Annotated in this window: 22 protein-coding genes and 2 pseudogenes; 10 read left to right on the top strand and 14 right to left on the bottom strand. The window is 68.8% G+C overall.

All coding sequences use genetic code 11. The features are described from left to right. Positions 1-248: 248 nt before the first annotated feature. From ACGFJ2_RS54265 to ACGFJ2_RS54250, 4 genes are read right to left on the bottom strand one after another with little or no spacing between them, the layout of a single operon-like run. Complete coding sequence (locus ACGFJ2_RS54265; RefSeq protein WP_393482422.1) at positions 249-950, bottom strand: DUF4158 domain-containing protein; 702 nt, start codon at positions 948-950, stop codon at positions 249-251. Between the two features lie 12 nt (positions 951-962). Further along, a complete protein-coding gene (locus ACGFJ2_RS54260) occupies positions 963-1,784 on the bottom strand; it encodes a shikimate dehydrogenase family protein (protein ID WP_393482419.1) in 822 nt (273 codons plus the stop codon). After that, complete coding sequence (locus ACGFJ2_RS54255) at positions 1,781-2,395, bottom strand: AAA family ATPase (RefSeq protein WP_357955230.1); 615 nt, start codon at positions 2,393-2,395, stop codon at positions 1,781-1,783. The genes ACGFJ2_RS54260 and ACGFJ2_RS54255 overlap by 4 nt, the downstream gene beginning before the upstream one ends. Continuing rightward, on the bottom strand, positions 2,392-3,039 hold the full coding sequence (locus ACGFJ2_RS54250; RefSeq protein ID WP_357955228.1) for a bifunctional 2-keto-4-hydroxyglutarate aldolase/2-keto-3-deoxy-6-phosphogluconate aldolase: 648 nt from the start codon (positions 3,037-3,039) through the stop codon (positions 2,392-2,394). The genes ACGFJ2_RS54255 and ACGFJ2_RS54250 overlap by 4 nt, the downstream gene beginning before the upstream one ends. Before the next feature lie 395 nt (positions 3,040-3,434). Here ACGFJ2_RS54250 and ACGFJ2_RS54245 point away from each other — a divergent pair, with 395 nt between their 5' ends. Next, positions 3,435-4,850 carry an MFS transporter gene (locus tag ACGFJ2_RS54245; protein WP_393482416.1) on the top strand — a complete coding sequence of 472 codons (1,416 nt, stop codon included), beginning with the start codon at positions 3,435-3,437 and terminating at the stop codon, positions 4,848-4,850. A 32-nt stretch (positions 4,851-4,882) separates the two neighbouring features. Here the strand turns inward: ACGFJ2_RS54245 and ACGFJ2_RS54240 are convergent, their stop codons facing one another. From ACGFJ2_RS54240 to ACGFJ2_RS54205, 8 genes and pseudogenes are all read right to left on the bottom strand, one after another. Then, the gene (locus ACGFJ2_RS54240; RefSeq protein WP_393482552.1) at positions 4,883-5,275 is read right to left on the bottom strand and encodes a hypothetical protein; all 393 of its coding nucleotides are present in this window, start codon (positions 5,273-5,275) and stop codon (positions 4,883-4,885) included. 118 nt (positions 5,276-5,393) lie between these two features. Then, positions 5,394-5,737, bottom strand: a pseudogene (locus ACGFJ2_RS54235) (DUF4158 domain-containing protein); the annotation flags it as partial. A 146-nt stretch (positions 5,738-5,883) separates the two neighbouring features. Next, positions 5,884-8,478, bottom strand: a complete 2,595-nt coding sequence (locus ACGFJ2_RS54230; RefSeq protein WP_393482534.1) for an SDR family NAD(P)-dependent oxidoreductase — start codon at positions 8,476-8,478, stop codon at positions 5,884-5,886. 11 nt (positions 8,479-8,489) lie between these two features. Continuing rightward, positions 8,490-8,669 carry an SDR family NAD(P)-dependent oxidoreductase gene (locus ACGFJ2_RS54225; protein ID WP_393482549.1) on the bottom strand — a complete coding sequence of 60 codons (180 nt, stop codon included), beginning with the start codon at positions 8,667-8,669 and terminating at the stop codon, positions 8,490-8,492. Between the two features lie 470 nt (positions 8,670-9,139). Further along, positions 9,140-10,063, bottom strand: coding sequence for an RNA polymerase sigma-70 factor (locus ACGFJ2_RS54220; protein ID WP_357955216.1), 924 nt, complete (start codon positions 10,061-10,063; stop codon positions 9,140-9,142). Continuing rightward, complete coding sequence (locus ACGFJ2_RS54215; RefSeq protein ID WP_393482412.1) at positions 10,060-10,971, bottom strand: NAD-dependent epimerase/dehydratase family protein; 912 nt, start codon at positions 10,969-10,971, stop codon at positions 10,060-10,062. The genes ACGFJ2_RS54220 and ACGFJ2_RS54215 overlap by 4 nt, the downstream gene beginning before the upstream one ends. A 76-nt stretch (positions 10,972-11,047) precedes the next feature. Next, positions 11,048-12,262 (bottom strand): RNA polymerase sigma factor, encoded by a 1,215-nt coding sequence (locus tag ACGFJ2_RS54210; RefSeq protein WP_393482409.1) that lies wholly within the window; start codon positions 12,260-12,262, stop codon positions 11,048-11,050. Then, on the bottom strand, positions 12,259-12,630 hold the full coding sequence (locus ACGFJ2_RS54205) for a YciI family protein (RefSeq protein ID WP_393482406.1): 372 nt from the start codon (positions 12,628-12,630) through the stop codon (positions 12,259-12,261). Before ACGFJ2_RS54205 ends, ACGFJ2_RS54210 begins: the two co-directional genes overlap by 4 nt. Positions 12,631-12,828: 198 nt before the next feature. On the opposite strand from ACGFJ2_RS54205, the gene ACGFJ2_RS54200 reads away from it, so the two are divergent. The 4 genes from ACGFJ2_RS54200 to ACGFJ2_RS54185 all read left to right on the top strand — a co-directional run bounded on the left by ACGFJ2_RS54200 (position 12,829) and on the right by ACGFJ2_RS54185 (position 16,941). Further along, positions 12,829-14,322, top strand: coding sequence for an MFS transporter (locus ACGFJ2_RS54200; RefSeq protein WP_393482403.1), 1,494 nt, complete (start codon positions 12,829-12,831; stop codon positions 14,320-14,322). Between the two features lie 37 nt (positions 14,323-14,359). Continuing rightward, complete coding sequence (locus ACGFJ2_RS54195; RefSeq protein ID WP_357955208.1) at positions 14,360-14,824, top strand: MarR family transcriptional regulator; 465 nt, start codon at positions 14,360-14,362, stop codon at positions 14,822-14,824. A 116-nt stretch (positions 14,825-14,940) separates the two neighbouring features. Next, on the top strand, positions 14,941-15,846 hold the full coding sequence (locus ACGFJ2_RS54190; protein ID WP_357955207.1) for an LLM class flavin-dependent oxidoreductase: 906 nt from the start codon (positions 14,941-14,943) through the stop codon (positions 15,844-15,846). Positions 15,847-16,524: 678 nt separating this feature from the next. Continuing rightward, positions 16,525-16,941 carry a hypothetical protein gene (locus ACGFJ2_RS54185; RefSeq protein ID WP_393482400.1) on the top strand — a complete coding sequence of 139 codons (417 nt, stop codon included), beginning with the start codon at positions 16,525-16,527 and terminating at the stop codon, positions 16,939-16,941. Positions 16,942-17,294: 353 nt separating this feature from the next. On the opposite strand, the gene ACGFJ2_RS54180 is transcribed toward ACGFJ2_RS54185, so the two are convergent. Then, a complete protein-coding gene (locus tag ACGFJ2_RS54180; RefSeq protein WP_393482397.1) occupies positions 17,295-18,218 on the bottom strand; it encodes a LysR family transcriptional regulator in 924 nt (307 codons plus the stop codon). A 71-nt stretch (positions 18,219-18,289) separates the two neighbouring features. On the opposite strand from ACGFJ2_RS54180, the gene ACGFJ2_RS54175 reads away from it, so the two are divergent. Continuing rightward, positions 18,290-19,126: a class I SAM-dependent methyltransferase gene (locus tag ACGFJ2_RS54175; protein ID WP_393482394.1), complete on the top strand. Its 837-nt coding sequence runs from the start codon at positions 18,290-18,292 to the stop codon at positions 19,124-19,126. A gap of 492 nt (positions 19,127-19,618) precedes the next feature. Here the strand turns inward: ACGFJ2_RS54175 and ACGFJ2_RS54170 are convergent, their stop codons facing one another. Further along, positions 19,619-20,698, bottom strand: a complete 1,080-nt coding sequence (locus ACGFJ2_RS54170) for a Gfo/Idh/MocA family protein (protein WP_393482391.1) — start codon at positions 20,696-20,698, stop codon at positions 19,619-19,621. Positions 20,699-20,800: 102 nt separating this feature from the next. Here ACGFJ2_RS54170 and ACGFJ2_RS54165 point away from each other — a divergent pair, with 102 nt between their 5' ends. The 4 genes and pseudogenes from ACGFJ2_RS54165 to ACGFJ2_RS54150 form a co-directional block, all read left to right on the top strand. After that, positions 20,801-21,391: a TetR/AcrR family transcriptional regulator gene (locus ACGFJ2_RS54165; protein WP_393482388.1), complete on the top strand. Its 591-nt coding sequence runs from the start codon at positions 20,801-20,803 to the stop codon at positions 21,389-21,391. A 218-nt stretch (positions 21,392-21,609) separates the two neighbouring features. Continuing rightward, entirely contained in the window at positions 21,610-21,999 is a 390-nt protein-coding gene (locus ACGFJ2_RS54160) for a hypothetical protein (protein ID WP_393482385.1), read from the top strand. A 507-nt stretch (positions 22,000-22,506) separates the two neighbouring features. Next, positions 22,507-23,019 (top strand): GNAT family N-acetyltransferase, encoded by a 513-nt coding sequence (locus tag ACGFJ2_RS54155; protein WP_393482382.1) that lies wholly within the window; start codon positions 22,507-22,509, stop codon positions 23,017-23,019. A gap of 27 nt (positions 23,020-23,046) precedes the next feature. Continuing rightward, positions 23,047-23,883: pseudogene (locus ACGFJ2_RS54150) on the top strand (DUF4158 domain-containing protein); the annotation flags it as partial. Between the last annotated feature and the right edge of the window lie 13 nt (positions 23,884-23,896).

Here is a 23,896-nt window from a genome sequence, read left to right as displayed (position 1 = left end):
GCTCAGCTCTACGGCTTCGGCACGCCCGGCCTGCACTGGACCGCCGTCATCGACCTGCCGCAGCAGCGTGTGGTAGTTGGCGATCAATGTCTCCACCAGGGACTGCTGCCGGCGGTGGATCTCCTCCAGTTCCGTCTTGGCCCGCTTGACCTTCGCCGCCACCCGCTTGACGAACATCGTGGCCAGCTCGTCCCTGGCTCGCATCCGCGCCTTGTGCACCAGGCAAGCCAGCACCGCCGCCCGCTTCATCACCGCGTAATCGCCCAGCACTCCGGCATCGGCCGCGGCTGCCTCCCCGGCGAAGTCGGCGACCTTGCCCGCGGCCATCTCTTGCACCCACACCGTGCTGTCGCCCAGGCCATCGACCCAGGCCAAATGCTTGGCAAGGTCCTTGAAATGCGACCAACTGGCCCGTTCGGCGCTCTGCTTGAGCCGGTTGAACAGCGTCTGCCGTCCAGGCCACGCTCAGTCAGCAGCTTCAGCAGCCGCTCGCGATGCGCCTCGCTCAAACGCTCGTAGATTATCCCGCAGATCACCTTGTTCACCTCGGCGCGCAGCGCCGACGCCATCGCATCCAGCGTCGAGAACGCGGGCAGCTCCAGCCCGGTCTCGACTAGCTTCTCCAACGCGGTGTCGATCAGGTCGGCCGGGTCGTTCTTCGCCGCGGCCTCGGTCCGTATCACCTCGTCGGCGACCTTGCGGGCCTGAGCCTGATCGTAGGTGAGACCGACTCGCTGGCGGATCAACGCCCGGTGCTGTTCGCTGGTGCGCGGCGAGCATGCACCGGTATGGTTCCCTCCGGCAGTTCCACCACGCGCCGGACGAACTCCGCCACCATCTCCGGGGCATCGGCCAGCTTGGGAAAGCAGCCCATCCGCTGATACGACGATTGTGGCTTTTGGGCTTACCTTGGTTACACCCCTATTTCCTTGGCAACGCGCACCTTCCATAAGCCGTGGTCGTCACCGTTGGCTGCGCAGGTCGTCCGGTGCGGCGTCGTCGAAGCCGAAGAACTCCAGATAGGCGGGAATCAGCTCGAACAACATGTCGCTGCCGACCTGGATCGTGCAGCCCTTGTTCTTGGCTGCCTGCAGGAACGGCGTGATGTCGGTCTTGAGCACCACATCTCCGACGTACGAACCGGGGGCGACGCGGTCGACGTCGACCGGCAGAGGATCGCCGTCCTCCATTCCGATGGGGGTGGCGTTCACGATCAGGTCGTAGCCCTCGGGATCCCTCGACCCCACCACGACCTTCACGTCCGAGTAGTGCAGGCCGATGCGCTGAGAGAGCGCTTCAGAGGCGGCTGCGTGGGGATCGAACAAGCCGATCTCGGCCACGCTGAGGCTGGCCAGCGACGCAGCGATCGAAGAACCGACCCCGCCGTTGCCGACGATCAGCGCGCGTTTCCCACTCGGATTGAACCCCTTGCGCAGCATGCCGCGGACGAAGCCGGCGCCGTCGAACTGGTCGGCGATGAGCGACCCGTCCTCCCGTCGCAGGACGGCGTTCGTCGCGCCGGCGATTGCGGCGGCCGGGCTGATCTCGTCCACCAGTTCCATGGTGGTGACCTTATGCGGCATGGTGACCAGCGCACCGCGGATGTTGCTGAGGGTGAAGATCGATCGGAAGAAGTCCGGGTAGTCCTCGGCTTTGATCCCCATCGGGACGACGACGGCGTCGATGCCGTTCTTCTCGAACCAGGGGTTGCAGATCAGCGACGACTTGAACGTGTGCGTGGGGTAGCCCAGGTGCGCGATGAGTGTGGTAGTTCCGCTGATCATCGGGTGCCTCCGTCCGTGCCGCGTCCTCCGTGCTCGAAGTCAACCGAGGGGGCTGTCACGTCCGAGGCGGTCCCTGCCTCCAGCGCGTCGTTGGAGAGCTCTGACAGCCGTACGCCGGTCCACGCGCACCGCAGCCCGCCGTGCACGGCCCAGTACTCGTCCCAATGGGCGAGCTTGACCTGGTCGCGTTTGAGGCCACGCTTGCGCAGTCGGTCCTGCAGCGTCCTCGGGGAGACGCGGACCCGTACCACCTCCACGTCGACCGGCGGCCAGTCGAAGCGCTCCGCGGCCGCGGTGATGAAGGTGGGGTCGGACAGGTAGGGGCTGAAGGGTGCGTCGATCACCACGGGGCAACCGAGGCGAAGGTTGGCCCCGGCGACGTCGAGCAGCGAGTCGTACTCGAGGGGCAGGATGTTGTCGCGGTAGAACTGGTTGGCCTCGCGGTCGCCGGGGTCGTACCCGGCCGACACCAGGGCGGACTCGACGAACCGTGCGCTCATCGTGTCCTTGTCGAGGTAGGCGGCGCCGTGTTGCTGGGCGAGGCGCTGGGCGATCGTCGACTTGCCGGAGCCCGCCGTGCCGATGACGATGCGCAGGATCGGCGCGTTCATCCGCGCGCTTCCCGCACCGCTGCCAGGAGGTCGCGGGCGGCGGCGGTCACCCGGGTGAAGTCGCCGTCAGGCTGCCACGCCTTGGTTACGGCGCTGCCCACACCGACGCCCGCCACACCGGCGGCGAACCACTCCTTGACGTTCTCGACAGTTACACCACCGGCGGGCATGATCGGCAGGTGCGCCAGCGGCGCGAGCACGGCCTTGGCGTACGGGATACCCGCGTTCTCGGTCGGGAACATCTTGACGATGTCCGCACCCGCCTCAGCGGTCTCGAGGATCTCGGTCGGGGTGAAGGCCCCGCTGATCGTCGGCACCTGGTAGCGGTTGGCGACCCGGATCATCTCCGAGTTGAGCTGCGGGCTGACCAAGAAGGCAGCACCGGCTCGGATGCACTCGTACGCGGCGTGGCCGTCGAGGACGGTTCCCGCTCCCACGGCGACACCGTCCGGTGCGTACCGGGTGGCCAACCGTCGGATGAGCTCGACGGCCCCTGGGATGGAGAGCGTGATCTCCAGGGCGCGGAATCCGCCCTCGATCGCGGCGTGCGCAACGCGCTCCGCGCTGTCCGCGTCGGGTAGCCGAACGATGAGCACAGCGCCTGACTCGTCGATCGTGCGCAGTGTCGCAAGCTTGGTGAACACCTGTTTCCCTTGGCCGAGAGTGTGATTGACAAATGGTCGCATGCTCCTTACTGTCTCTGCAACCGATCTCAGCAACCGATCTCATCGGAGACGCTCATGGAGCTCGCAGAACCTTCGGCCCCTGAGATCCGCCTCGCCGGGTTCCGCACCCCCGGCACGGGTCTCGTGGCAGATCGGTGCCAGGCGGCCTGTGCTGACCTGGACGGGTGCCGATGACGACTCGTACGGCCGGAGCCAGGCTCGACGAGCTCGACCGGTCCAGGAACACCAAGGCGCTGCCCAACCGCTGACTTTCGCCCCCCTCGACAGGGGCCTGCTGACGGGAACGGCGATGTCCTCGACGAACAAGTCCTGACGATGCCCAGCACGGCATCACACCCTCCAAGGAGCTCTCAATGACGACGAACTCACCAGACGGCTCCGGGCCTTCAAGCCCTCCGGGGCCCTCTGAAGTTCTGGATCGCCCTCGCCGCCCGGTCAACATGGTGGCGGGCACGATCGGCCACTTCGTCGAGTGGTACGACTGGTACCTCTACGGGTTGCTGAGTGCGGTGTTCGCCCCGCAGATCTTTCCGAGCCACTCCCCGTTCGCCTCGCTCATGGCGGCGCTGCTCACATACGGAATCGGGTTCGTGATCCGCCCCTTCAGCGGGGTCATCGTCTCGCCGCTAGCCGATCGCTACGGCCGGCGGGCCATCCTGACCCTGTCCGTGTCCGGGATGGCGCTCGGCTCCCTGATCATTGCGCTCACCCCCGGGTACGGCACGATCGGCTACGCGGCGCCCATCCTCTTCGTGGTGGCCCGGATCCTGCAGGGTATATCGGCCGGCAGCGAGCAGCAGAGCGCTATCTCGTTCATGGTCGAGCACGCCCCGCCGAACAGGAGAGGTCTGTTCGGGTCCATCTCGAACATGGCGAGCGGCCTGGCGACCCTCGCCGCGACCGGTGCCGCCGCGATCCTCGCCACAGTCCTCGCTCCGGACGAGCTCGAGGCCTGGGGCTGGCGCATCCCCTTCCTCGTGGGCGGCCTCCTGGGGGTGGTCGGTCTCGTCCTGCGGGCCCGCGCCGACGAGACCTCCGAGTTCGAGGCCAGCTCCCTCGTCGACAAGAAGTCGGCACCGGCACGGATGCTGGCTCTGCTCCGTGAGCATCCGAAGGCCCTGCTGCAGACAGCGGCGCTGTCCGCGCCGGCCGTGGCCTACTACACCTGGGCGACGTTCCTGCCCACCTACGCCGAGCTCACCAGCGGACGGGACAAGAGCTCCACCCTGGTCGGCAGCGTCATCGGGCTCACCCTTCTGGTCATCGTCGTGCCGATCTGCGGCGCGCTGTCGGACCGGCTCGGTCAGCGCAAGATCTTCCCCATCGTGGGTGCGGCCGGCATGATCGTGCTCTTCTACCCTCTGCTCCTCCTCCTCGACCGGCCGGGCTTCTGGGTCTACGTCGTGGTGGCCGCATCAGGATGGCTCGTCCTGGGCATCTGGCAGGCGGTGTACCCGACCATCCAGGCGGAGCTGTTCCCCGCGTCGGTCCGGGTGGCCGGCATCGGCTTCTCCCACCAGCTGGTGATCGCTATCTTCGGCGGCACCGCCCCTCTGATTGCTGCCGCGTTCGTCGGCGCCGGGCAACCCAAGTACGTCGCTCTCTACATGATCGTGGTCGTCGCTGTCTGCCTCGCCGTCTACTTCACGCTCCCGGAGACGGGCAGCAAGACGCTGCGAGCGACGGTTGCGCTGAAGGACCTGGAGGTGGTGGAAGGTGAGCTGGAGGAGGCCACTTCGCGCACCCAGACGAAGCGTTCCCTGCCGTAGGCGCCGCCTGCTCTCCGTGTGCAAGGCGCTCTTCATCGTCGCGGGCCGCTTCGCATCGAGGCCGGAGGTTGGTGACACTCCGCTGAGTGCTTGACCTGACGAGGGCCTCCGGGCGATGGGATGCGTGTCACCTCCCATCGCCCGGAGGTGGCCACCAGCGTGGCCACCCGCCGCTCACCCTGCAACTGCTTGATCTTCGCGGCCTTGGCATGCAGTCCATAAGAGGCCAGCTCGGCCAGCTTCACCGGCGCCACCGCCGACAGATCCACCACCCCGGCGCCCAGCCCCAGCACGTAGGAGGTGCGATCGAGCGCGTCGCTCATCCCTGTCCCCGACAGCTCGGTCACCGGCGTGCGCATCCATTCCAGCGTCGAGACCCGCTTGCCGTCCGGCACCTCCAGCGTGCCGATCAACTCCCGCCGCATGTGCGCCGGGACCCGGAGCCACCACCGCGGCGTTGATGTTCTCCAGGCCGGACTGCTGGACCTCCCGCACCAGCCGCGCCAGCGTCGAGATCCCCGGCAACAGAACCCGCTCCTCGATCAACCACAGCACCGCCCGATCGAACAGCTCCCGTCGCGAGTCCCGCGTCGCGGCCACCCGCCAGGCGACGAACGCCGTGACCTGCGCCTCGGCATCGGCGAAGTCCCGAAATCCCAGCAGGTCCCAGATCTCCCACGCGTGCTCATAGTGGGTCTGCAGCCGCTCCCTGTACTCCTTCAAGCACGACGGATCATCGACACCCAGTTGCTCGCCGCGTACTCGGCCACCACACGCGGCACGTCCACCGGGTCCTCGAGGAACGTGCCGAGTATCCGCACCGTCCGCCACTGCACCGCGAAGCCCAGCCGATTGTGCCGCCGACGCTTCTGACGCGCGGTCTCCAACGCGGCCGCATCCAGGAAGAAGAACAAGCGCTCCAATTAGCCCTCCCAAGGAGATCGGGCCGGGGCGGCGATCGGGACGACAAGACCGCCCGCCCTTTCTTCACCACACAGAGACAGTTCGCCAACCGACACCAACACCTCAGTGATCAAGCGGCCAGTTCGACGTCGGTGAAGTCGACCTCCTTCAGCAGGGGGTCGAACGGATCCGGCTGCTGACGGAGCTCGTCGGTGGCGTACGCGCCGAAGCGGCTGATGTGGGCCCGCAGGTAGGGAGCGATCTGGCCGAGCTGATCGGCGGTGATACTCCAGCCCTCGGCCACCAGCTGCCGCACGATGTCGGAGATGTCCAGCGCGTTGTGGAAGACGACCAGGTTGGCCAGCAGGGTGTTGAACTTGATCAGTTTCTCCTGCTCTTCGGGGTCGTTGTCGGCCAGCACCCCGCCGAACCCGAGCCACTTGGAGAATCCGTTGTAGGACTCGACCTTGTTGGTCGCCGCGGTGACCCGCGCCCGCAGCGCCGGATCGGCCAGATACCGCAACAAGGCGACGGTGCGCACGCTGCGGCCGACCTCGCGGAAGGCCTTGTAGATGCGGTTCTTGCGGGAGTTGGACCGCAGGCGCCGCATCAGCGTGGCCGAGGACAGGCGGCCCTCGCTGATGGAGATCGCCACCTGCATCAGGTCGATCCAGTGCTTGTCGATCAGCTTCCAGTCGATCACGTTGCGGCCGCTCTCCCCGAACAGCTGGTCGATGTGCGGGTAGACGATCTTCTCAGAGGCGCGGAAGAAGATCAGGTCCTTGAAGTTGCGGATGCGCGGCATCAGGTCGAACCCGAACAAGGTCGCCAGGGCGAAGACCGGGAAGTTCTGGCCTTGGGTGTCGGCGTGCACGGTGGAGGGCTGGATGTCGGAGGTGTTGGCCAGCAGCCCTTCGATGAGGTGCACCGCCTCCCACACCCCGCACGGGATGAACCGGGAGAACAGCGCCACGTAGGTGTCGGAGATGTAGTGGTAGGCGATGCCGCCGAATCCTCCGTACCGGATGCTGGTCTCGGCCAGCAGGTTGTCGATGTAGGTGTCCACCTGGGTGCCGTCGGCGGCCACCGTGCTGCCGTCCCCCCAGGCCTTGACCACGTCCAGCTCGGCGAAGGCGTTGACCACATCGGCGATCGCGGCGTTCAGTTTCTTCAGGGTGATGTGCCGGTTGCGGACCATGGACAGCTCGCGGGCGGTGACGCCGGCGATGTGCTTGGCCGCCTCGTACGGGCCGATGTTGATGCCGCCGGCGAACACTGCCAGTGAGTACCGCCCCAGCTTGTCCTTGATCTTGGGGTCGGAGCCGGAGGCGGGGCCGAAGTGGCGATACCAGGTGAGCCAGTGGGCGGTGCGCGCGACGATGGACAGCAGCGAGCGTTCGGGCATCCGCCGTTCGATCGCGGCCGCCAGCCGTTCGGCCTCCGCATCGCTGCCCTTACCGCGGCGGCGCTTCAGGGTGGGCACACCACCCTCGTCGATGACCAGGTCGGCGTTGTCGAGGTAGCCGGCGTCCAGGTGCGCGGCCGCGCTCAGGTGGGCGTCCTTGAGGTGGGCGACGAAGCCGGCGGGGGTGTCGGGCAGGCCGACCTTCTCGCAGAAGGCGGCCAGCTTCGGCTGGCATTCTTCCCAGGGCAGCAGGTGGGCACCCCAGTCGGCGTACTCGTTCGAGCCGAGCACGGCCACGTCACCGGTACGCGGTTCCTCTGCCAGGTAGCAGAACACCATCGCCTCGAAGTGCCGCCGCGCCACCCTGCCGAGACGGCGCCGGTCGGTCACCGCGCGCCGCCAGTTGCCCGAGGCGAACGCGATGCCCGACTCCGGCTCATCCTCCTCCACCGGGGGCGGCAGCGGGATGAAGTCGCGCCGCTTGGGTGAGTGCTCACGGGCGTGCGCCAGCGCGGCCAGCACCGAATCGTCGCTGGAGGTGGCCTTCAGCCGCAGCTTACCCGCCAGCTCGAACAGCGCCGGCCGGTCCTTCTTGAAGAACCGGTACACCAGCAGCTCGTGCGCCTCGCCGTGGAAGGCGGCCACCTCCTCGATGTCGGCCAGTTGCGCGGCGAACCCGCCGGCCTGCTCCACCGCCGCCCGCACCGCCTGCACGCTGTGGGTCTGCACCACGAGCGCCGACAGCATCTCGCCCAGCGCCTGGACCTGCCCGGCGTTACCGGCGCACGAGGTCACCGCCTCCATGGCCCGCGCCACCGCCTCGACTCCGGCGGCCGAGGTCTCGCTGCCGGGGTCGAGACGTTGCAGCACCTGACGGTAGGTGCCGATCAGCCGCTCGCTGGTCGCGCGCTGGCGGGCGCGAATCTCCTCAAGCTCCCCCTTGGCCCGCTTGACGTGGGAGGCCATCCGCTTGCACAACATCTCGGCCAGGTCGTCGCGGGCCCGCATCCGGGCGGTGTGCGTCAGACAGGCCAGCAACGCCACCTGCTTGACTGGGTCGTAGCGCGACAAGGTGTTGGCGTCCTGGGCGTCGGCCTCACCGGCGAAGTCGGTGGCTCCGGGCAGCAGGGGGGTCACGCTCACGCCGTGCTCCTTCAGTTCCTCACGCAGGCCTTCGGCGAACATGTAGGTGAAGGCGCGGGAGGGTCCGTAGACGGTCTCGTACGGCGTGGGCAGGGATGAGGCGATCAGGATCCTTCCGTTGCGGTTGGCGGCCATGTGCCGGGCCACGTGCTTGACCAGGTGGACGACCGAGGCGATGTTCAGGGAGATCAGGTCCAGTTCGTCGTCCAGGTCGGTGTCGAGGAAGGCGCGCCGATGCTGCGGCCGGTGGCCACCAGGTCGTAGCCGTCGCGGGCGAACAACCGAGCCAGTTCGTAGCCGATCCCGGCCGACGCGCCGGTCACCAGCGCCAGCGGTCGGCCGGACGAGCGGGGCGTGGTGGCGCTCACGATGTACTCCTTCGGGCGTTCGCGGTACAGCCTTAGGAACCCACTTCCCCCGCAGGTCAGGGCCATTCTTCCGGGAATCCGGCGACGTGACGGAGACCTCCCGCCGGCCGGCGGCCTGGTCGGCATCCAGCGCGTAGTCCGCGACGCCTCCGTGCGGGTCGTCCGGGTGGCGGGGCTCGGCCTCCTCGCAGTCCTCGAAGTACCGGCCGCTGACCCCGTCGAGCAGGGGCGAGGCGGCGACCAGCACGGAGGTGGCCGTCCCGCGCCACGCGCTGCCCGGCGGCCGGGTCCCCGCGGCGCCGGCGCAGCGGAAAGGAGCCCGGCTGCCGGGTGACCGCGGTGACCCGATGCCCGGCCGCGAGTGCCTGGCCGGTGAGCAGGCGGCCGGTCGGACCGTTGGCTCCGAAGACTGTGATGAACATGACGGCTGTCCTTCCTTGGTTACGACAGCATCAGGTCGGCGCGTATGGTCAGTTCGTGGGCCGGCGGGCCTGGTTCGCCTCGCGAACCACCGCCCAGGCGTCCGCCACCGGGCCCAGGTGCCGCAGCTTGTCGGGGTTGAGCACCGCGCGGATCGTCTGGATCTGCCCGTCGAGGGTGTCGAGCGCCAGGATGTTGACGACGTTGCCGTCCCGGTCGCGGAAGATGGCGCCCGGCCGGCCGTTCACCTCGTGCGGCTCCACGACGCCGCCGATCCGGGCGAACGGCGCGACGATCGCGGCCAGCGTCCGGGCCACGTTCGCGGCGCCGAAGACGCCCTTGCCCCACAGCGGGGCCTTGCCTCCGCTGTCGCCGATCATCTGTACGTCGGCGGCGAGCAGCTTCCGCAGGCCGTCGACGTCCCCTTCCCGGAAAGCGTCGAAGAATCGCTCGGCGAGCGCCGCCCGCTCCCGTCGATCGGCCGCGAACCGGGCGCGGCCCGCGTCCATGTGGCGGCGCGCCCGCACGGCGAGCTGGCGGCAGGCCGCCTCCGACCTGCCCACCGCCGAGGCGACCTCCCCGAAGCCGAACCCGAACACCTCCCGCAGCACGAAGACCGCCCGTTCGAGCGGGCTGAGCCGCTCCAGCAGCAACAGGGCCGCCATCGATACGGAGTCGGCCAGCTCCGCCGACCGCTCCGGATCCTCGTACGGGTCGGCGAGCAGCGGCTCGGGGAACCACTGCCCGGCGTACTCCTCCCGCCGGACGCGTGCCGAGCGCAGCACGTCGATCGCGATCCGGGACACCGTGGCCGACAGGAACGCCTTGGTAGAGGCAGGTCGCGTCGGGGATGCCTCGTAGCGCAGCCAGGTCTCCTGGACCGCGTCCTCGGCCTCGCTCACGCTGCCCAGAATCCGGTAGGCGATGGAGAACAGCAGCGGCCGCAGCTCCACGAACTCCTCCGCGCGCGTCACGCCAGCTCCTCCTTGAAGCCCTGCCGCCAGGAGGGATAGCGCAGCCGCCAGCCCAGCTCCCGCTTGGCCTTGGCGTTGGAGAAGCCGCGCCCCTGGGTCATCATCGCCACCGCCGTACTCCCGGCCAGTGGCCGCGCGAGCCACACCGGGACCCGCATCGGCGGCTTCGCCCCCGCGCACGCCGCCAGGTAGGGCAGCCACTCGCGGGCCGGGGCCGGCTCGTCGTCGACGATGTTGAACACGCCCTTCACCTTGCGCTCCACGGCCAGGAGCGTGGCGCTCGCCGCGTCGTCGAGATGCACCCATGAGCTGTGGCCGGCGCCGTTCCCGACGACCGGGTACTGCCGCTTGCGCACGAGCTCGACCTGATCATCGGTGGCGCCCGGCCCGTAGAACGCGCCGTAGCGCAGGACCGCGCCGCCGGCCTTGACGACCACGTCCTCAAGGTGGCGGATCGCCGCCGCCCCCTTGCCCGTGCTCGTCGGGTCCAGCGGCTCCTCCTCGGTCTTCACCCATCCGCCCTCGCGGATGCCGTTCCAGGAGCCATAGCTCTGCGCGACGAAGTGGGACACGCCGGTCGCTTCGGCGGCGGCCAGCAGGTGGTCCGTCCCCTCGGTGCGCAGCCGGTTGGTGGTGGCGAACCAGCGGTCGAAGTGCTTGATATCCGGCTTGCCGGAGATGGCGGTCATCTGGTGCACTATCACGTCCGGCCGGGCCTGGGCCACCGCCTCACCGACCGACATCGCATCCAGCCCGTCCATCACGACCGCCTCGGCGCCCAGCCGCTCCAGCAGGCCCCGCTTGGCCGTGCTCGTCGTCGTCGCCGTCACCTCGTGGCCACGCGCCACCAGCTGCGGCACCAGCCGCCGCCCCAACACCCCGGCCCCGCCCGCCACGAACACCCGCATGACCATCACCTTCCGGATCCCAGAGCTTGTCTTCGGAACCCGAGACGAGACAGCCCGCCCATCTGTGACATGCCGCCTAGGACGTGCGCACCCGGCCGGCCCGGGACTCCAGGTAGCGCTGCTCGGCGATGCTGGCCGTGGACTTCGCGGCGAGCCGGAAGTGCTCGTACGCCCCCGCCGCGTCTCCCGCCTTCTCCAGCAGATGCGCCCGTACGGACAGCAACCGGTGATGCCCGGCCATCCGCTCGTCACTGTCCAATGTGGCCAGCAGGGCCAGCCCGGCCTGCGGGCCCTCGGTCTCGGCGAGCGCGATGGCCCGGTTGAGGGTGACCATCGGGTTGGGCGCGATCCGTTCCAGGACCAGGTACAGCGCGTGCACCTGAGCCCAGTCGGTCGCCGCGGCCGTGTCCGCGTCGTCGTGCGTGGCGGCGATGGCGGCCTGCAACTGGTAGGGCCCCAGCGCCGGGCCGGCCAGTGACGCCTTGACCAGCTCGGTGCCCTCGTCGATCAGCGCGCGGTCCCACTTCGTACGATCCTGCTCGTCCAGCGGCACCAGGTCGCCGGTCGCCGTCGTACGTGCCTCCCGGCGGGCGTCGGTCAGCAGCATCAGCGCGAGCAGCCCGGTCACCTCGTCGTCCTCGGGCAGCTGCGCGTGCACCATCCTGGCCAGCCGGATCGCCTCGTGCGCGAGGTCGGTGCGGTGCAACTCGCTGCCCGAGGAGGCGGTGTAACCCTCGTTGAAGATCAGGTAGAGCACGTGCAGGACGACCCGCAGCCGCTCCTCGCGCTCCGCGCCTTCCGGCAGGCTGAACGAGCTGCCGGCCGCCTTGATGCGCTGTTTGGCCCGGCTGATCCTGGCCGCCATCGTGGCCTCCGGCACCAGGAACGCACGGGCGATCTCAGCGGTCGTCAGGCCGCCGACCGCACGCAGCGTCAGGGCGGTCTGGGAGGCCGCGGTCAGCGTCGGATGGCAGCACAGGAACAGCAGGACGAGCGTGTCGTCGGTGTCCGGCACGTCCTCGGGCACCACCTCGGTGGCTGTCGCCGACTCCCGTTCGCGGCGCGCGTGGTCGCTGCGCATCTGGTCGATGAGCCGCCGGGACGCGACGGTCATCAGCCAGCCGCGCGGGTTTTCCGGCAGCCCTTCGGCCGGCCACTGCACGGTGGCGGCGAGGACGGCCTCCTGCAGGGCGTCCTCGCACGCCTCGAACTGCCCGTTCCGCCGTACCAACATGCCGAGGACCTGCGGCGTGAGTTCACGCAGCAGGTCCTCGATGGCCGATGTCGTCATGCCTCCAATTGTCCGTCAGCGAACATCACCTGCCGCACCTCTACCCCCAGACCCTCGATCGCGGTGTCCGGGATCTGCGTCGCCAGCTCGATCGCCCGCTCCTTGTTCTCGCAGTCGATCAGGTAGAAGCCGCCCAGATACTCCTTCGCCTCCAGGAAAGGGCCGTCGGTCACGACCGGCTGGCCGTTGCGTACGGACACCACGGCAGCCTGCGACGGGTCGACCAGCGCCTGGGTGGTGATCAGCTCGCCGGACTTCTTCAGCGCCTCGATGAACGCGCCGTGGCCGTCGCCGATCGCCGCCTTCTCCGGGTCGGTCAGCGCGTCCAGCACGGCCGGGTTGATGTGCATGCTGATCAGGAACTTCATCTCGTACTCCTTGTGGTCGCGAGCCCCGGCCGGGGCCCTTCGACCGGTTGGTCGGAGCCGCCGCCGTCGTCTTGACATCCCCCGCCAAAACTTACCCGCGAGTTTTTCACTGGCGCGCGACCGCGGCGATGTCAAGAAGCTCGCGACCGCTCCGACCACCCGGCGAAACGTCGACCGAACAATCAGGGAGTTTCGGATATGCGAGTCAACCGGGCGTGGCTGGGATTGATCGTCCTGGTGCTGCCGACCTTGCTCGTCGCGATGGACATGACGGCGCTGCTCCTCGCGCTCCCACAGCTGAGCGCCGGACTGGGCGCCACCAACGTCCAGCAACTGTGGATCAGTGACAGCTATGGATTCATGGTGGCCGGCCTGGTCATCACGATGGGAACGCTCGGCGACCGGATCGGCCGCCGCCGGCTGCTGATGATCGGGGGAGCGGCGTTCGCGGTGCTGTCGGTCGTCGCCGCCTTCTCGGTCAGCCCGCTGATGCTGATCGTCGCGCGTGCGCTGCTGGGTGGCGCCGGCGCGACCCTGATGCCGTCCACACTCGCCTTGATCACCAACATGTTCCACGATCAACGGCAGCGCGGGCAGGCCATCGCGATCTGGGCGACCTGCCAGTTCACCGGCGGCGCGCTCGGGCCCGTGCTCGCCGGATTCCTGCTCCAGCACTTCTGGTGGGGATCGGTGTTCCTGGTCGCCGTGCCGGCGATGGCGTTGCTGCTGCTCGCCGGGCCGGTCCTGCTGCCAGAGTTCCGTACCGACCAGGCCGGCCGGCTGGACCTGACCAGCGTGGGGCTGTCGCTCATGGCGGTGCTGTTGATGGTGTATGGGATCAAGCAGCTGCCGGTCGAGAGCGTGCCGGTCGTCCCGGCGGTGGCCCTCGTCGTCGGCGCGGCCGTCGGAGTGCTGTTCGTCCGCCGGCAGCTGCGGCTGGAGACGCCGCTGCTGGACCTGCGGCTGCTCCGCAACCGCCCGTTCACGGCCGTACTCATCGCGCTGGTCTTCGCCGGCATCGCCATGGCCGGTACGGGCCTGCTGGTGACCCAGTACCTGCAGAGCGTGCTGGGCTTCTCGCCGGTCGCGTCGGCGCTGCTGTTCGCGCCCATGGGCCTGGGCACGGCGGTCGGCACCATGGCCGCGCCCGCGCTGGCCCGGCGGATGAAGCAGCCGACCGCCATCGCCGGCGGGCTGGTGGTGTCAGCGCTGGGCAGCCTGCTGCTGGTCGGCGTCGGCGGGGCGAGCGCCCTGCCGCTGGTGATGATCGGCATCACCGTGCTGGCGCTGGGCACCGGTCCGCTGTTCGCGCTGGGCACGGGGCTGGTCGTCGGGGCCGTACCGCCGGAGCGCGCCGGATCGGCGGCGTCGATGTCGGAGACCAGTAACTACTTCGGCGGTTCGCTCGGCTTCGCGCTGCTCGGCGTGGTGGCCGCGGCGGTCTACCGAGGCCGGATGGACGGCACGTCCGACTCGTTGGCGGGCGCGGTCGCCGCCAGCCGGCACCTGCCCGCCGGCCAGGGCGCGGAACTGCTGCACGCCGCGCGGGAGGCGTTCACTACCTGCGTGCACGTCACCGGCGTCATCGCCGCGGTCATCTTCGCCGGGCTGGCCGTACTGATGCTGACCATGCGCCCGGCGACCCGGACCACCCCGGCCGCACTTCCCGATTGCCAGGCGGCTCGCCCGTAGCGGTAGTTCGTCCCACGAAGTTTGTTAGCCTGGGCCGGTGAGTAAAGATGTCGACGGCCAGATCGGGACGGTGGCCGCACTCGTACGGTCTACCTTTCTGGTGAATGCCGTGTACGCGAATTCCGCCCGCGAGTATGGCCTCACCCAGCAGCAGGGCCAGTTGTTGTGCGTCTTGATGCCGCAGCCGTACGGCATGAGCGAACTGGGCGCGATGCTCGGCCTGGCCAAGTCGAGCCTGACCGGCCTGGTGGACCGCAGCGAACGCAACGGCCTGGTCCAACGCCGGCCCGACCCGCAGGACTCCCGCGCGGTACGGGTGGCGCTCACCCCACGGGGCGCCAAGCTGGTCGATGAGTTCTACGCCGAGACCTGCCGCCGCGTCGAGGAGCTGACCTCGGGGTTCGCCCCGGCCGAACGCGACACGCTCGCCGCGCTGCTCGGCCGGATCGTGGCGGACAACAAGGTGCCCACCGTCTTCGTGGAACCGGATCGCCCGCGCTGAACCCCTGCGGGGGAGTTGCAGTTCGTACTGCGAACTAATATGGTTCGTAGTACGAACTCAACTCGCCGCGGCCCATCAGGGCGCGCTGACGATCATTCGCAGAGAAAGGCGGAACGTTGTCCGCACATAACGTCGTCTTCGGTTTTGGCGCGCATTCCAGCATTGACGACATGCCTGAGCTGTTGCGCATGGTCCAGCAGGCCGACCAGGACGGGCTGGACATCTTCACCTTGTCCGACCATCCCTACATAGGCGAGCGTCTGGACGCGTATGCCGCGCTCGGCTTCATCCTCGGGCGTACGCGGCACATCGCCGGCTTCGCCAACGTCACCAACCTGCCGACCCGGCCGCCCGCCATGCTGGCCAGGACGGTGACGTCGCTGTCGGCACTGTCGGACGGCCGGATCGTGCTCGGCATGGGCGCGGGCGGGCTGTGGGACCGCATCGCCGACATGGGAGTGCCGCGGCTGACGCCCGGCGCGGCCGTGGACGCCTTCGAGGAGGCGATCGTCCTGGTCAAGCTGCTGTCGGGCGGCGGCCCGCCGGTCACCTACGAGGGCAACCACTACCAGGTGCACCAGATCGAGCCCGCTCCCGTCGCCGCGCCGCCCGTGTGGACCGGCTCGGTCGGCGCGAAGTCCCTGGCCGCCACCGGCCGGGTGGCCGACGGCTGGATCCCCGGCCACGCGGCCGACTGGCTCAGCGAACGCTACCGAACCTCCCGGCCGATCATCGACGAGGCGGCGGCATCCGTGGGCCGCGATCCGAGCGAGATCCGTACGGTCTTCAACTTCCCCGGACGCATCACCGACCGGCCGCTGCCCGCCACCCGCGACCGCGACGGCCGCTGGCTCGGCGGCTCCGTCGGCCAGTGGGTCGAGGAGCTGACCGGAGCCGTGCTGGAGCACGGCGCGTCGGGCTTCACGCTCTTCTCCGACGGCCACGGCGCCGTTGACCTCACCGTCCTGGCCCGCTGGGCGCAGGAGATCGTCCCGGCCGTCCGCGAGGCGATCGCGAAGTAGCGCGACATCGGCCGCATACCGCTCGCCGGGTTCACGTACGCCGACTCCGACCACCTCCACGTCCTCGCGGGAATCGCGCCGAGCCGTTCCGGAATGCACCGGCGCGACGTCCGCCCGAGCATCCTCCCGCTCCTCGAGCGGCTGCCGCAGACGGCCGCTTTCCGACGCCACGGAGTTCCGGCACCAAGGTCGTCGTCGGGGAGATCACCGTTGACTGCGACGCGCTCGGTCGGGGAGTCCGTTCCGCTGATCAAATCTTGGACGTGGCGAGCGCGGGCCACCGACTAGCCTCAGCCTCTCCCCGAAGGCGCGTCCCTGGTACTCAAGCTCGCTTTTGGCAACCGCGACCCGAAACGGTTCCGCGAGCCGATCGAAGCCCACATCTCACTTGGAGCGCTGATCCCCGCCTCGGCACCGCAAGACCTGCCGCTTTTCCGGCACAACGCCATGCTGTGCGGACCTGGCACCTCCCCATCGAGGTGCGGCAACCTGACTGGGCTCCGGCGGTGCCGTCGTGGCGCCCTCAGGGGTCCCGGTAGCAATGCAGAAATTTTCCACGAAGTTGCGTCTGACCTGCGATAACGCAGGAGCCGCCGACTGGCGTCTCGGTTTGATCACGGTTTTGGATCATGGCTAAGGACAGTTCGCGGCTCGGGTACCGGCCAGGGACTACGGCCGTTGCTTCGCATCGTCGGCAAGCAATCCCTCGAACGGCAACTCGACGCGCTCGCCTCGGCGGGGATCCCTGTCGAGCGGATCTACATGGACAAGAAGACCGGCACCACCATCGACCGCGATGGCTTGAGCCGACTACTCGCCTTCCTGCTGCTAGCCCTGTTCGCCGAGATGGAACGCACCTTCACCGCCGAACGCGCGGCTCACGCCCGTGCCGTGGCCGAGGCCAGCGGCCGTCAGATTGGCCGGCCGGTGGCCCACCCGGAAGACAAAATCGAATACGCGCGGCTACTGAAGGCCCAGGGTGACTCCCTCGGCATCACCGCTACCTCGCCGCCACTGACAACGGCGATGAGCCGGTCGGACGCTGACAAGCACCAACGCCAACCGATACCAAGGGCAAACGGGGGTGAAGGATGAGCCCACGGCCGGATGTGTCTCGCATGACATGGAACTGGTAGACCGACCGTCCCGTATTTGGCGAGCTGGTCGCTGCGGTGGGCGCGCCTGCAGCTCCTCGATGCGGCCCGCCCCTGCCAGCACCTCAGCCAGCTTCCAGGCGTCCCCGTCGCTGTGGCGGTCTTCAGGCGTGCCCGTCCGCCTGTTGATACAGAGGTCAACCCAAAGATCACCTTGCAGTCAAAGTAGGCATCATCAGCGGCGGCCCACTGATCAGTCCAGCGGTTGACGGCGGTGGGCCGGTTGTGCGGTCTGTCTATCGCCCCGGTTCGCCAGGGGCTGGGGCCGCGGCTGGAGTGGAGGTGTGGGGAGCCTTACCGGCCGATTTCATCGGTTTCTGGCGGTAGGGCCTGCTCGGAACGCGGTCGCCTGGCCGCGAGTGTGGTGAGCAGGGTCAGCATGGCGGCGGTGGCCGGGGTGCGCAGTCGCGGCGGGTCCGCCGCTGCCAGGACGTGGCGCCGGGGCAGTTCCGGGTCGGTAGCGCGTAGCGTCAGGTCGGGGCGGACCGCGGCCGCGGCGAGGGTGGACATGATGGTGATGCCCAGCCCGGCGGCGACCAGGGCCTGCTTGCCGGTCCAGTCGTCGCAGGTGAAGCCGATGCGCGGTGGGCCTCCGAGGGCCTCGGCGAGGGGGTGCAGCGGCCCGAGGCAGTCGGGGTGCGCGCCTTCGATCCAGGTCTCGTCCCGCAGTTCCCGGAGGGGCACGGTGGACCGGCGGGCCAGCGGATGCCGCGACGGCAGAGCTACTCGGTGCTCCTCCTCGAGCAGGGGGACCAGGTCGATCTCGTCGCCGATCTCGTCCCAGTCGGTGACCAGCGCCAGGTCGAGATCGCCGGTCCGGATCGCCTCGGCGCCGGCCTGGATCAAGCTGACCTCGATGCCCGGGTACGCCGCCCGGAACCGGCGGATCGCCTCCGGGACGAACGCGGTGTTGGCGGACGGGAACGCCGACATCCGGACGCGGCCGGTCTGCAGTGCGGTGAAAGCGCTCATCCGGGCCTTCAACCCGTCCAGCCGGTCGAGGATCTCCCGCGCCTCCTCGATCGCCGCGTCCCCGGCGGCCGTCGCCGTGACCCCGCGCGGGACCCGCCGGAACAGATCGACGCCCAGCTCTCGCTCCAACGAGGCGATCTGCCGGGACACGGCGGGTTGCGTCATGACCAGCTCCTGTGCGGCGCCCGAGAACGAGCCTTGCTCCGCGACCTGCACCAGCACTCGCAATGACCACGCTTCAGGCATGCACTGAACGTATACCAGATCTGCAAAGCCTGCAGTTGTCCTTATGGCTTTCGTGGTCGACCGTAGAGCGCATGGAGTTCATCGACGACAACCTTCCACCTGCTCCAGCTCGGATCCTGGACGCCGGCTGCGGCAACGGCGAACTCGCCGACCGCCTGAGGCGCGCAGGCCATCACGTCACCGCGATCGACATCGATCCGGCCCTGGAGGGGCCGTCGATTTGCGTCGCCGACATCTGCACCTACCAGGACGACCCCTTCGACGTGGTCGTCTTCTCGCTCTCCCTCCACCACGTCCACTCTCTGGAGATGGCCCTGGACCGGGCCGCCGCTCTGCTCAAGCCCGGGGGAACGCTTCTGGTGGACGAGTTCGCCTACGAGCGCGCCGACGCGGCCATCGCCGACACCTACTTCGGCGTTGCGGGGTCGCTGGCCCGCTGGCGCGAGCACCACCGCGACCTCCACACGGGCGCAACGATGATCGACGCCATCACGCGCCGCTTCACCGTCGACACCCTCAGCCGGGTCCCCTACCTCCACCGCTACCTGGAGAACAACGCGCTCTATGACAGCGAGTCGGTGCTCGGCTTCCAGCTCATCGCCACCGGCAAGGAGTCAGTCATGCCGGTCATCAGGACCACCCGCTACACCGCCACCGTCGACCTCGCCGAACTGCTCACCCGGCGCGCCGCGCTGATCGACCGAATCCGGGCCGACCACCCCGAGCTCACCGAAACTCGGCTGACCCGGTTCCAAGACGGGACCTACCAGGACATCTGGCACTGGTCGAGCATCCAGGACCTGGAAAATGTCATGGCCATCGCCCCGAGCTGGCCGGAGGCCGGGGCGGCGTTCGCCGTCACCACGGACGCCACCGCTGAGACCGCCGAGATCATCGACGAACGCTAATGCCGCGTCGGGCAACGTTCGCCCGGTCCGGGCTGCAGCGGATCGGACGGCGGCTTTCTGTCCGGGGCAAGGTTCGAGGCCGCCGGGAATGCTGGTTCGGCGCGCGACGAAGCCCATCAGGGGTCGGCCAGGCGGCGCGAGTGGGTTGAGCCGGTCCGGCACGGTGACGGGACTGGCCGAGCTCGGTCCTGGCCGGTGTTCCGTTTCCGGCGGGTTGGTCCGACCATGCGAGTGCTTGTGCAGAAGACTCCGGAAATCCGTGCAGTCGACTTCGGAAATCGACACCTCATGGAACAGGATCGGGGCGGGAACGCCCTGGACGGTCGGACGCCGGGTCGCTGTTTCGTAGGTGAACGCTTATGAAACACATGCCACCGAACATCAGGCCCGCTACCGGGTCCTGCACGAAGAACTCGATGCCGTCCAGGGTTGAGCATCTGCGCCCAGCTGCCGTCGCCCTCGCCGCTGCCGGTGTGCGCCGAGCCGAGCGAGTTACGAGATTTCCCGGGCGATTCCATCGGCTGCGGACCGTTCGATGGCGGCAAGGAGCCGGTGGTGGCGCAGGGCGGTCTCGAAACTGGGGTGTGGCTGCCGGTCTTCGGCGATGGCCTGGGCGACCTCCCGGTAGAGGGCCGCGATGTTGGCCGGCGGGCCGGACCGGACGCTGGCGGGGACGGTGCGGTAGGCGTCGGGCATGGCTAGGACGTCGTCTCCGATTCTGATGTCCCAGTCGCCCCAGTGGATGAACGTCCCGCGCTGGGCCGGGGTGGCGGTCAATGTTCCGTCGCTGCCGACGAGCTTGAGCAGGAACGCGTCCTGGATGGGTCCGTTGCCACCGTGCACGGCGACGGATGCGGTGGCGCCGCTGGTCAGCAGTCCGTGTAGCAGCACGTGGCTGGGTGTGGCGTTGGGCACGGTCCGCTCCGTCCCGTCGACCAGCACGCGGTCGTGCGTGCGGGGCAGTCGTGCGGAGACCTCGGCCAGCGGGCCCGCGACCCGTTCGAGGGTGGCCAGGAAGTGGCCGGCCATGATGGTCAGGATGTTGGTTCCCTCTGAGGGGTCGAGGCCGAACACCAGGTTCGGCCAGATTCGACTGCCGCCCCAGGGGGCGCCCTCCGCCACCAGCACGACCGATTCGAGCGTGCCGATCCGGCCAGCGGCCAGCAGGTCGGCGGCGAAGCGGGCGCTCGGCGAGTGGTGCCCCTGGAGGACGACCGCGTGGACGACGCCTGCGGCGGTGGCGGCCTCGGTCAGCTCGGTCGCCTCGTCGGCGTCGACACCCAACGGCCACTCGGACACGACGTGCTTGCCGGCCTTGAGCGCGGCCCTGATCACGGCGGCATGCCCGGAGGCCTTCACCGAGACGACGACCAGGTCGACATCGGGGTGCGCGGCGAGCTCGCCCGCGTCGGCGAAGGCGTGCCGCACGCCATGGGCGGCGGCCGCCCGGTCCGCGCTGGCCTGGTTGGTGGTCGCGACCGCGGTCACCTCGAACTCCTCAAGCGCGGCCAGCGCGGGTAGGTGCGAGCCGTCCGCCCAACCGCTGGCCCCGACAACTCCGACTCGGATCATGCGTCACTCCTTAGTTGTGTACCTTTCGGTATGAAACTAGGGCAGCGTGACGCTCTCCGGCAAGAGGTAACGTACCGAGAGGTATAAAATTCGGGAGAGAGCATGGAGGACGGCATGCCCGGCGGACGCCCACGCTCGTTCGATGCAGACGCCGCACTCGACCGCGCGCTGGAGGTGTTCTGGCGGCACGGCTACGAGGGCACCTCGCTGTCCGACCTGACCGCCGCGATGGGCATCAACAAGCCCAGCCTCTATGCCGCCTTCGGCAACAAGGAGGAACTGTTCGGCAAGGTCCTGGCCCGCTACCTCGACGGCCCCGGCGGCTACACCGCCGACGCGCTGGACGCGCCCACCGGCCGCGAGGTCGTCGAGCGGCTGATCCACGGAGCGGTGGACCTGACCGCGGGCGAGAACACGCCCCACGGCTGCCTGTGCGTCAACAGCGTGCACGCCTGCGGACCCGACGCGCACACCGTACGCCAGGACGCCATCGCGGTGCGCAAAGCCGGTGAGGCGGCGCTGCGCAGGCGGCTGGAGCAGGCCACCGATCTGCCCTCCCGCTACGAACCGGCCGCCCTGGCCGCACTCATTCACACGATCTCCGACGGCATCGCCGTCCAGGCGGCAGCCGGCCGCAGCCACAACGAGCTGCGGCAGATCGGTGACTTGGCGCTGCGCACCCTGCTGGCCTGAAAGCCCTCAGACCACCGCCGTATCGCGCCCCAAGGACCCTTACCGGGCACGTAGAACGATCAGTCCCGCAAGGCGGACCACCCGGCGCCTTGAGCGGGACATTCGTTCGGCTGCCACATCAGCCTCGAAACGCGGGAACCCCCGGACGCATCGGAACGAAAGTCACGCCAGCGTCAATGCAGGCGACCGCCTACCGTGACTTTTCGTTTCGATGCTGGTTGACCCCCTACTCCACCCGCGGCGTACGCGCGATGCTCACCCGCCCCGCCCAGAGCGCCGGACTGACCCACACCATGCCGCCGCACCGGCTGGGGCACTTCCTGTTCACCTGGCTCAAGACCCAAGGCATCGACGCCCTCATCCAGCCCTACAGCGGCCACGACTCCCGCACCAGCCTGGACATCTACCGCCGCCTGGCCCTGACTGGAGCCGGAGCCCTCCTGGGCGCCGAGACCGCCCACGCCACCGTCCCACCCGCGCCCACGTGCGGCGGGATGACGGCAGCCGCCGCCTCCGCGGCCGGCTACACCGTCTATGAGGGGCAGTCGGTGGAAAAGCCCGACTTACCGCTACGTGGCGATTCTGAGACGTTACCCAAAGTTACTTGAGGGCTGGTCGCTCCGACCCGAACGGGGAGCCACGCGAGTGGGCTTGCGCGGTCGACCTGTGCAACCTGGCGGCTGGCCTGGTCGAAGGTGCCGGCGGACATCGTGACGACAAGGCCCGCCGGCGTGTGGTCGCCTCCTGCCGGCACGAGACCACGATGATGGCGTTGGGCTCGATCTGTGCCGTCGCCGAGACCAGCGCCCAGGTACTCATCGAGCACCTGGCCGTCATCGACGCCGAACCCGCGGCTGACTCCGATCACCGGACCGACGACGCGGCCACCTCCCCGATCGCCGATGAGGATCTGCAGGATGCGGCTGCGGGACTGCGGGGTCTGCGGGCCGTGGTCGTCCGGGTACGGGGTGAGCGGAACCGTGCTCCCGCCAGGTCGCGGCCGCTCGGGCATAGCCGGACGATGCGGGGAGCGCGGCGATCGGTTTGCGCTTCTGCTTCAGCGGTAGCGGGGCGGTGGCTAGTCAGACATGATGTGACGAATAACCACTGTGCGCATGATTGCGGATCAAGAGCCCGTTGAGATCGTCATTGCGGATGAGACCGATCTCTCCGGGATCGTCGACATCTTGAACGACGTGGCGGCAAGCTCGATCGCAACCTTCGATACCCGACCGACCAGCGTGGCCGAGCGGCGCGCCTGGTTCGAGCAGTTCTCCTCGACAGGCCCCTACCGGCTGCTGGTCGCTCGGCGTCACGGTCGGATAGTCGGCTACGCCTGCAGTCAGCCCTACCGGAATCACGAGGCGTTCCGGGACACTGTTGAGCTCAGCGTTTCTCTCGACGCTGGTTGCCGAAGCCGGGGCGTGGGAACGTCGCTGTATCGAGCCCTATTCGAAAGCATCGCCGACGAGCCGATCCACGCCATCGTCGTGGGAATCGCCATGCCAAACGACGCGTCGGTCGCCCTCCATCGCAAGTTCGGCTTCACAGAAGTCGGTACTTTCCGCGAGTACGCCACCAAGAACGGCCAGTACATCAGTTCGCTGTGGATGCAGCGACTCCTCTGACCGTCGACTGCCCGCGTCTCAAAGGATGACTTCGCGAAGTACACGCTGGTCGGCCGGACTGCCGAGTACCACCGCAAGCAGATCCGTGAGGCCCTGGGATTTAGGCCGTCGACGGTCGCGGATGAGAAGGTGCTGGCTGAGTGGCTGGCCGTGGAGGTCTGTCCGGTCGAGCTGGTGGAGGACCGGCAGCGCGATGCCCTGCTGGTCGAGTGCCGGGCCCGGAAGATCGAGCCGCCGGGCCGGACCCGGGTCGAGAAGGTACTTGTCGCGGCGCGCGGCAAGTGGGAGAGGACGTTCTGCGCCCGCACGATCGGCCGCCTCGGCGAGGCGGGCACGGCTCAGCTGCTGTCCCTGGTGGCCGAGGACAACGAGGCGGGTACCGCGCTGCTGGCCGCGCTCAAGCGCGACCCGGGCGCGGTCGGTCTGGACTCCCTGCTGACGGAGATCACCAAGCTCAACGACGCGCGCAAGCTCGGGCTGCCCGACGGGCTGTTCACGGACTGTTCGGAGAAGCTGGTGGCCGCCTGGCGGGCACTGGCGATCAAGATGTACCCCTCGGACTTCCGCGACACGAGCGAGGACGTACGGATCACCCTGCTCGCGGCGCTGTGCTCGTCCCGGCAGGCGGAGATCACCGACGCCCTGGTCCACAAGATCAACGCCCGTGCCGAGCGTCGGGTGGAGAAGCAGCTCACTGCCGAGTTGAAGAAGGTCCGCGGCAAGGAGGGCATCCTCTTCAAGCTGGTGACGGCCGCCGTCGACAAGCCCGACGAGGTCGTACGCCGGGCGCTGTTCCCGGTGGCCGGGGAGAAGACGCTGCGCGAGCTGGTGGCCGAGGCGAAGGCGAACGAGAAGGTCTTCTAGGCCAAGGTCCGCA

Origin of the sequence: Nonomuraea sp. NPDC049028 (assembly GCF_043197735.1) — a bacterium.
GTDB lineage: Bacteria > Actinomycetota > Actinomycetes > Streptosporangiales > Streptosporangiaceae > Nonomuraea.
Note: the sequence above shows the minus strand (reverse complement) of the source record. Positions and strands in the feature narration are given on the sequence as shown.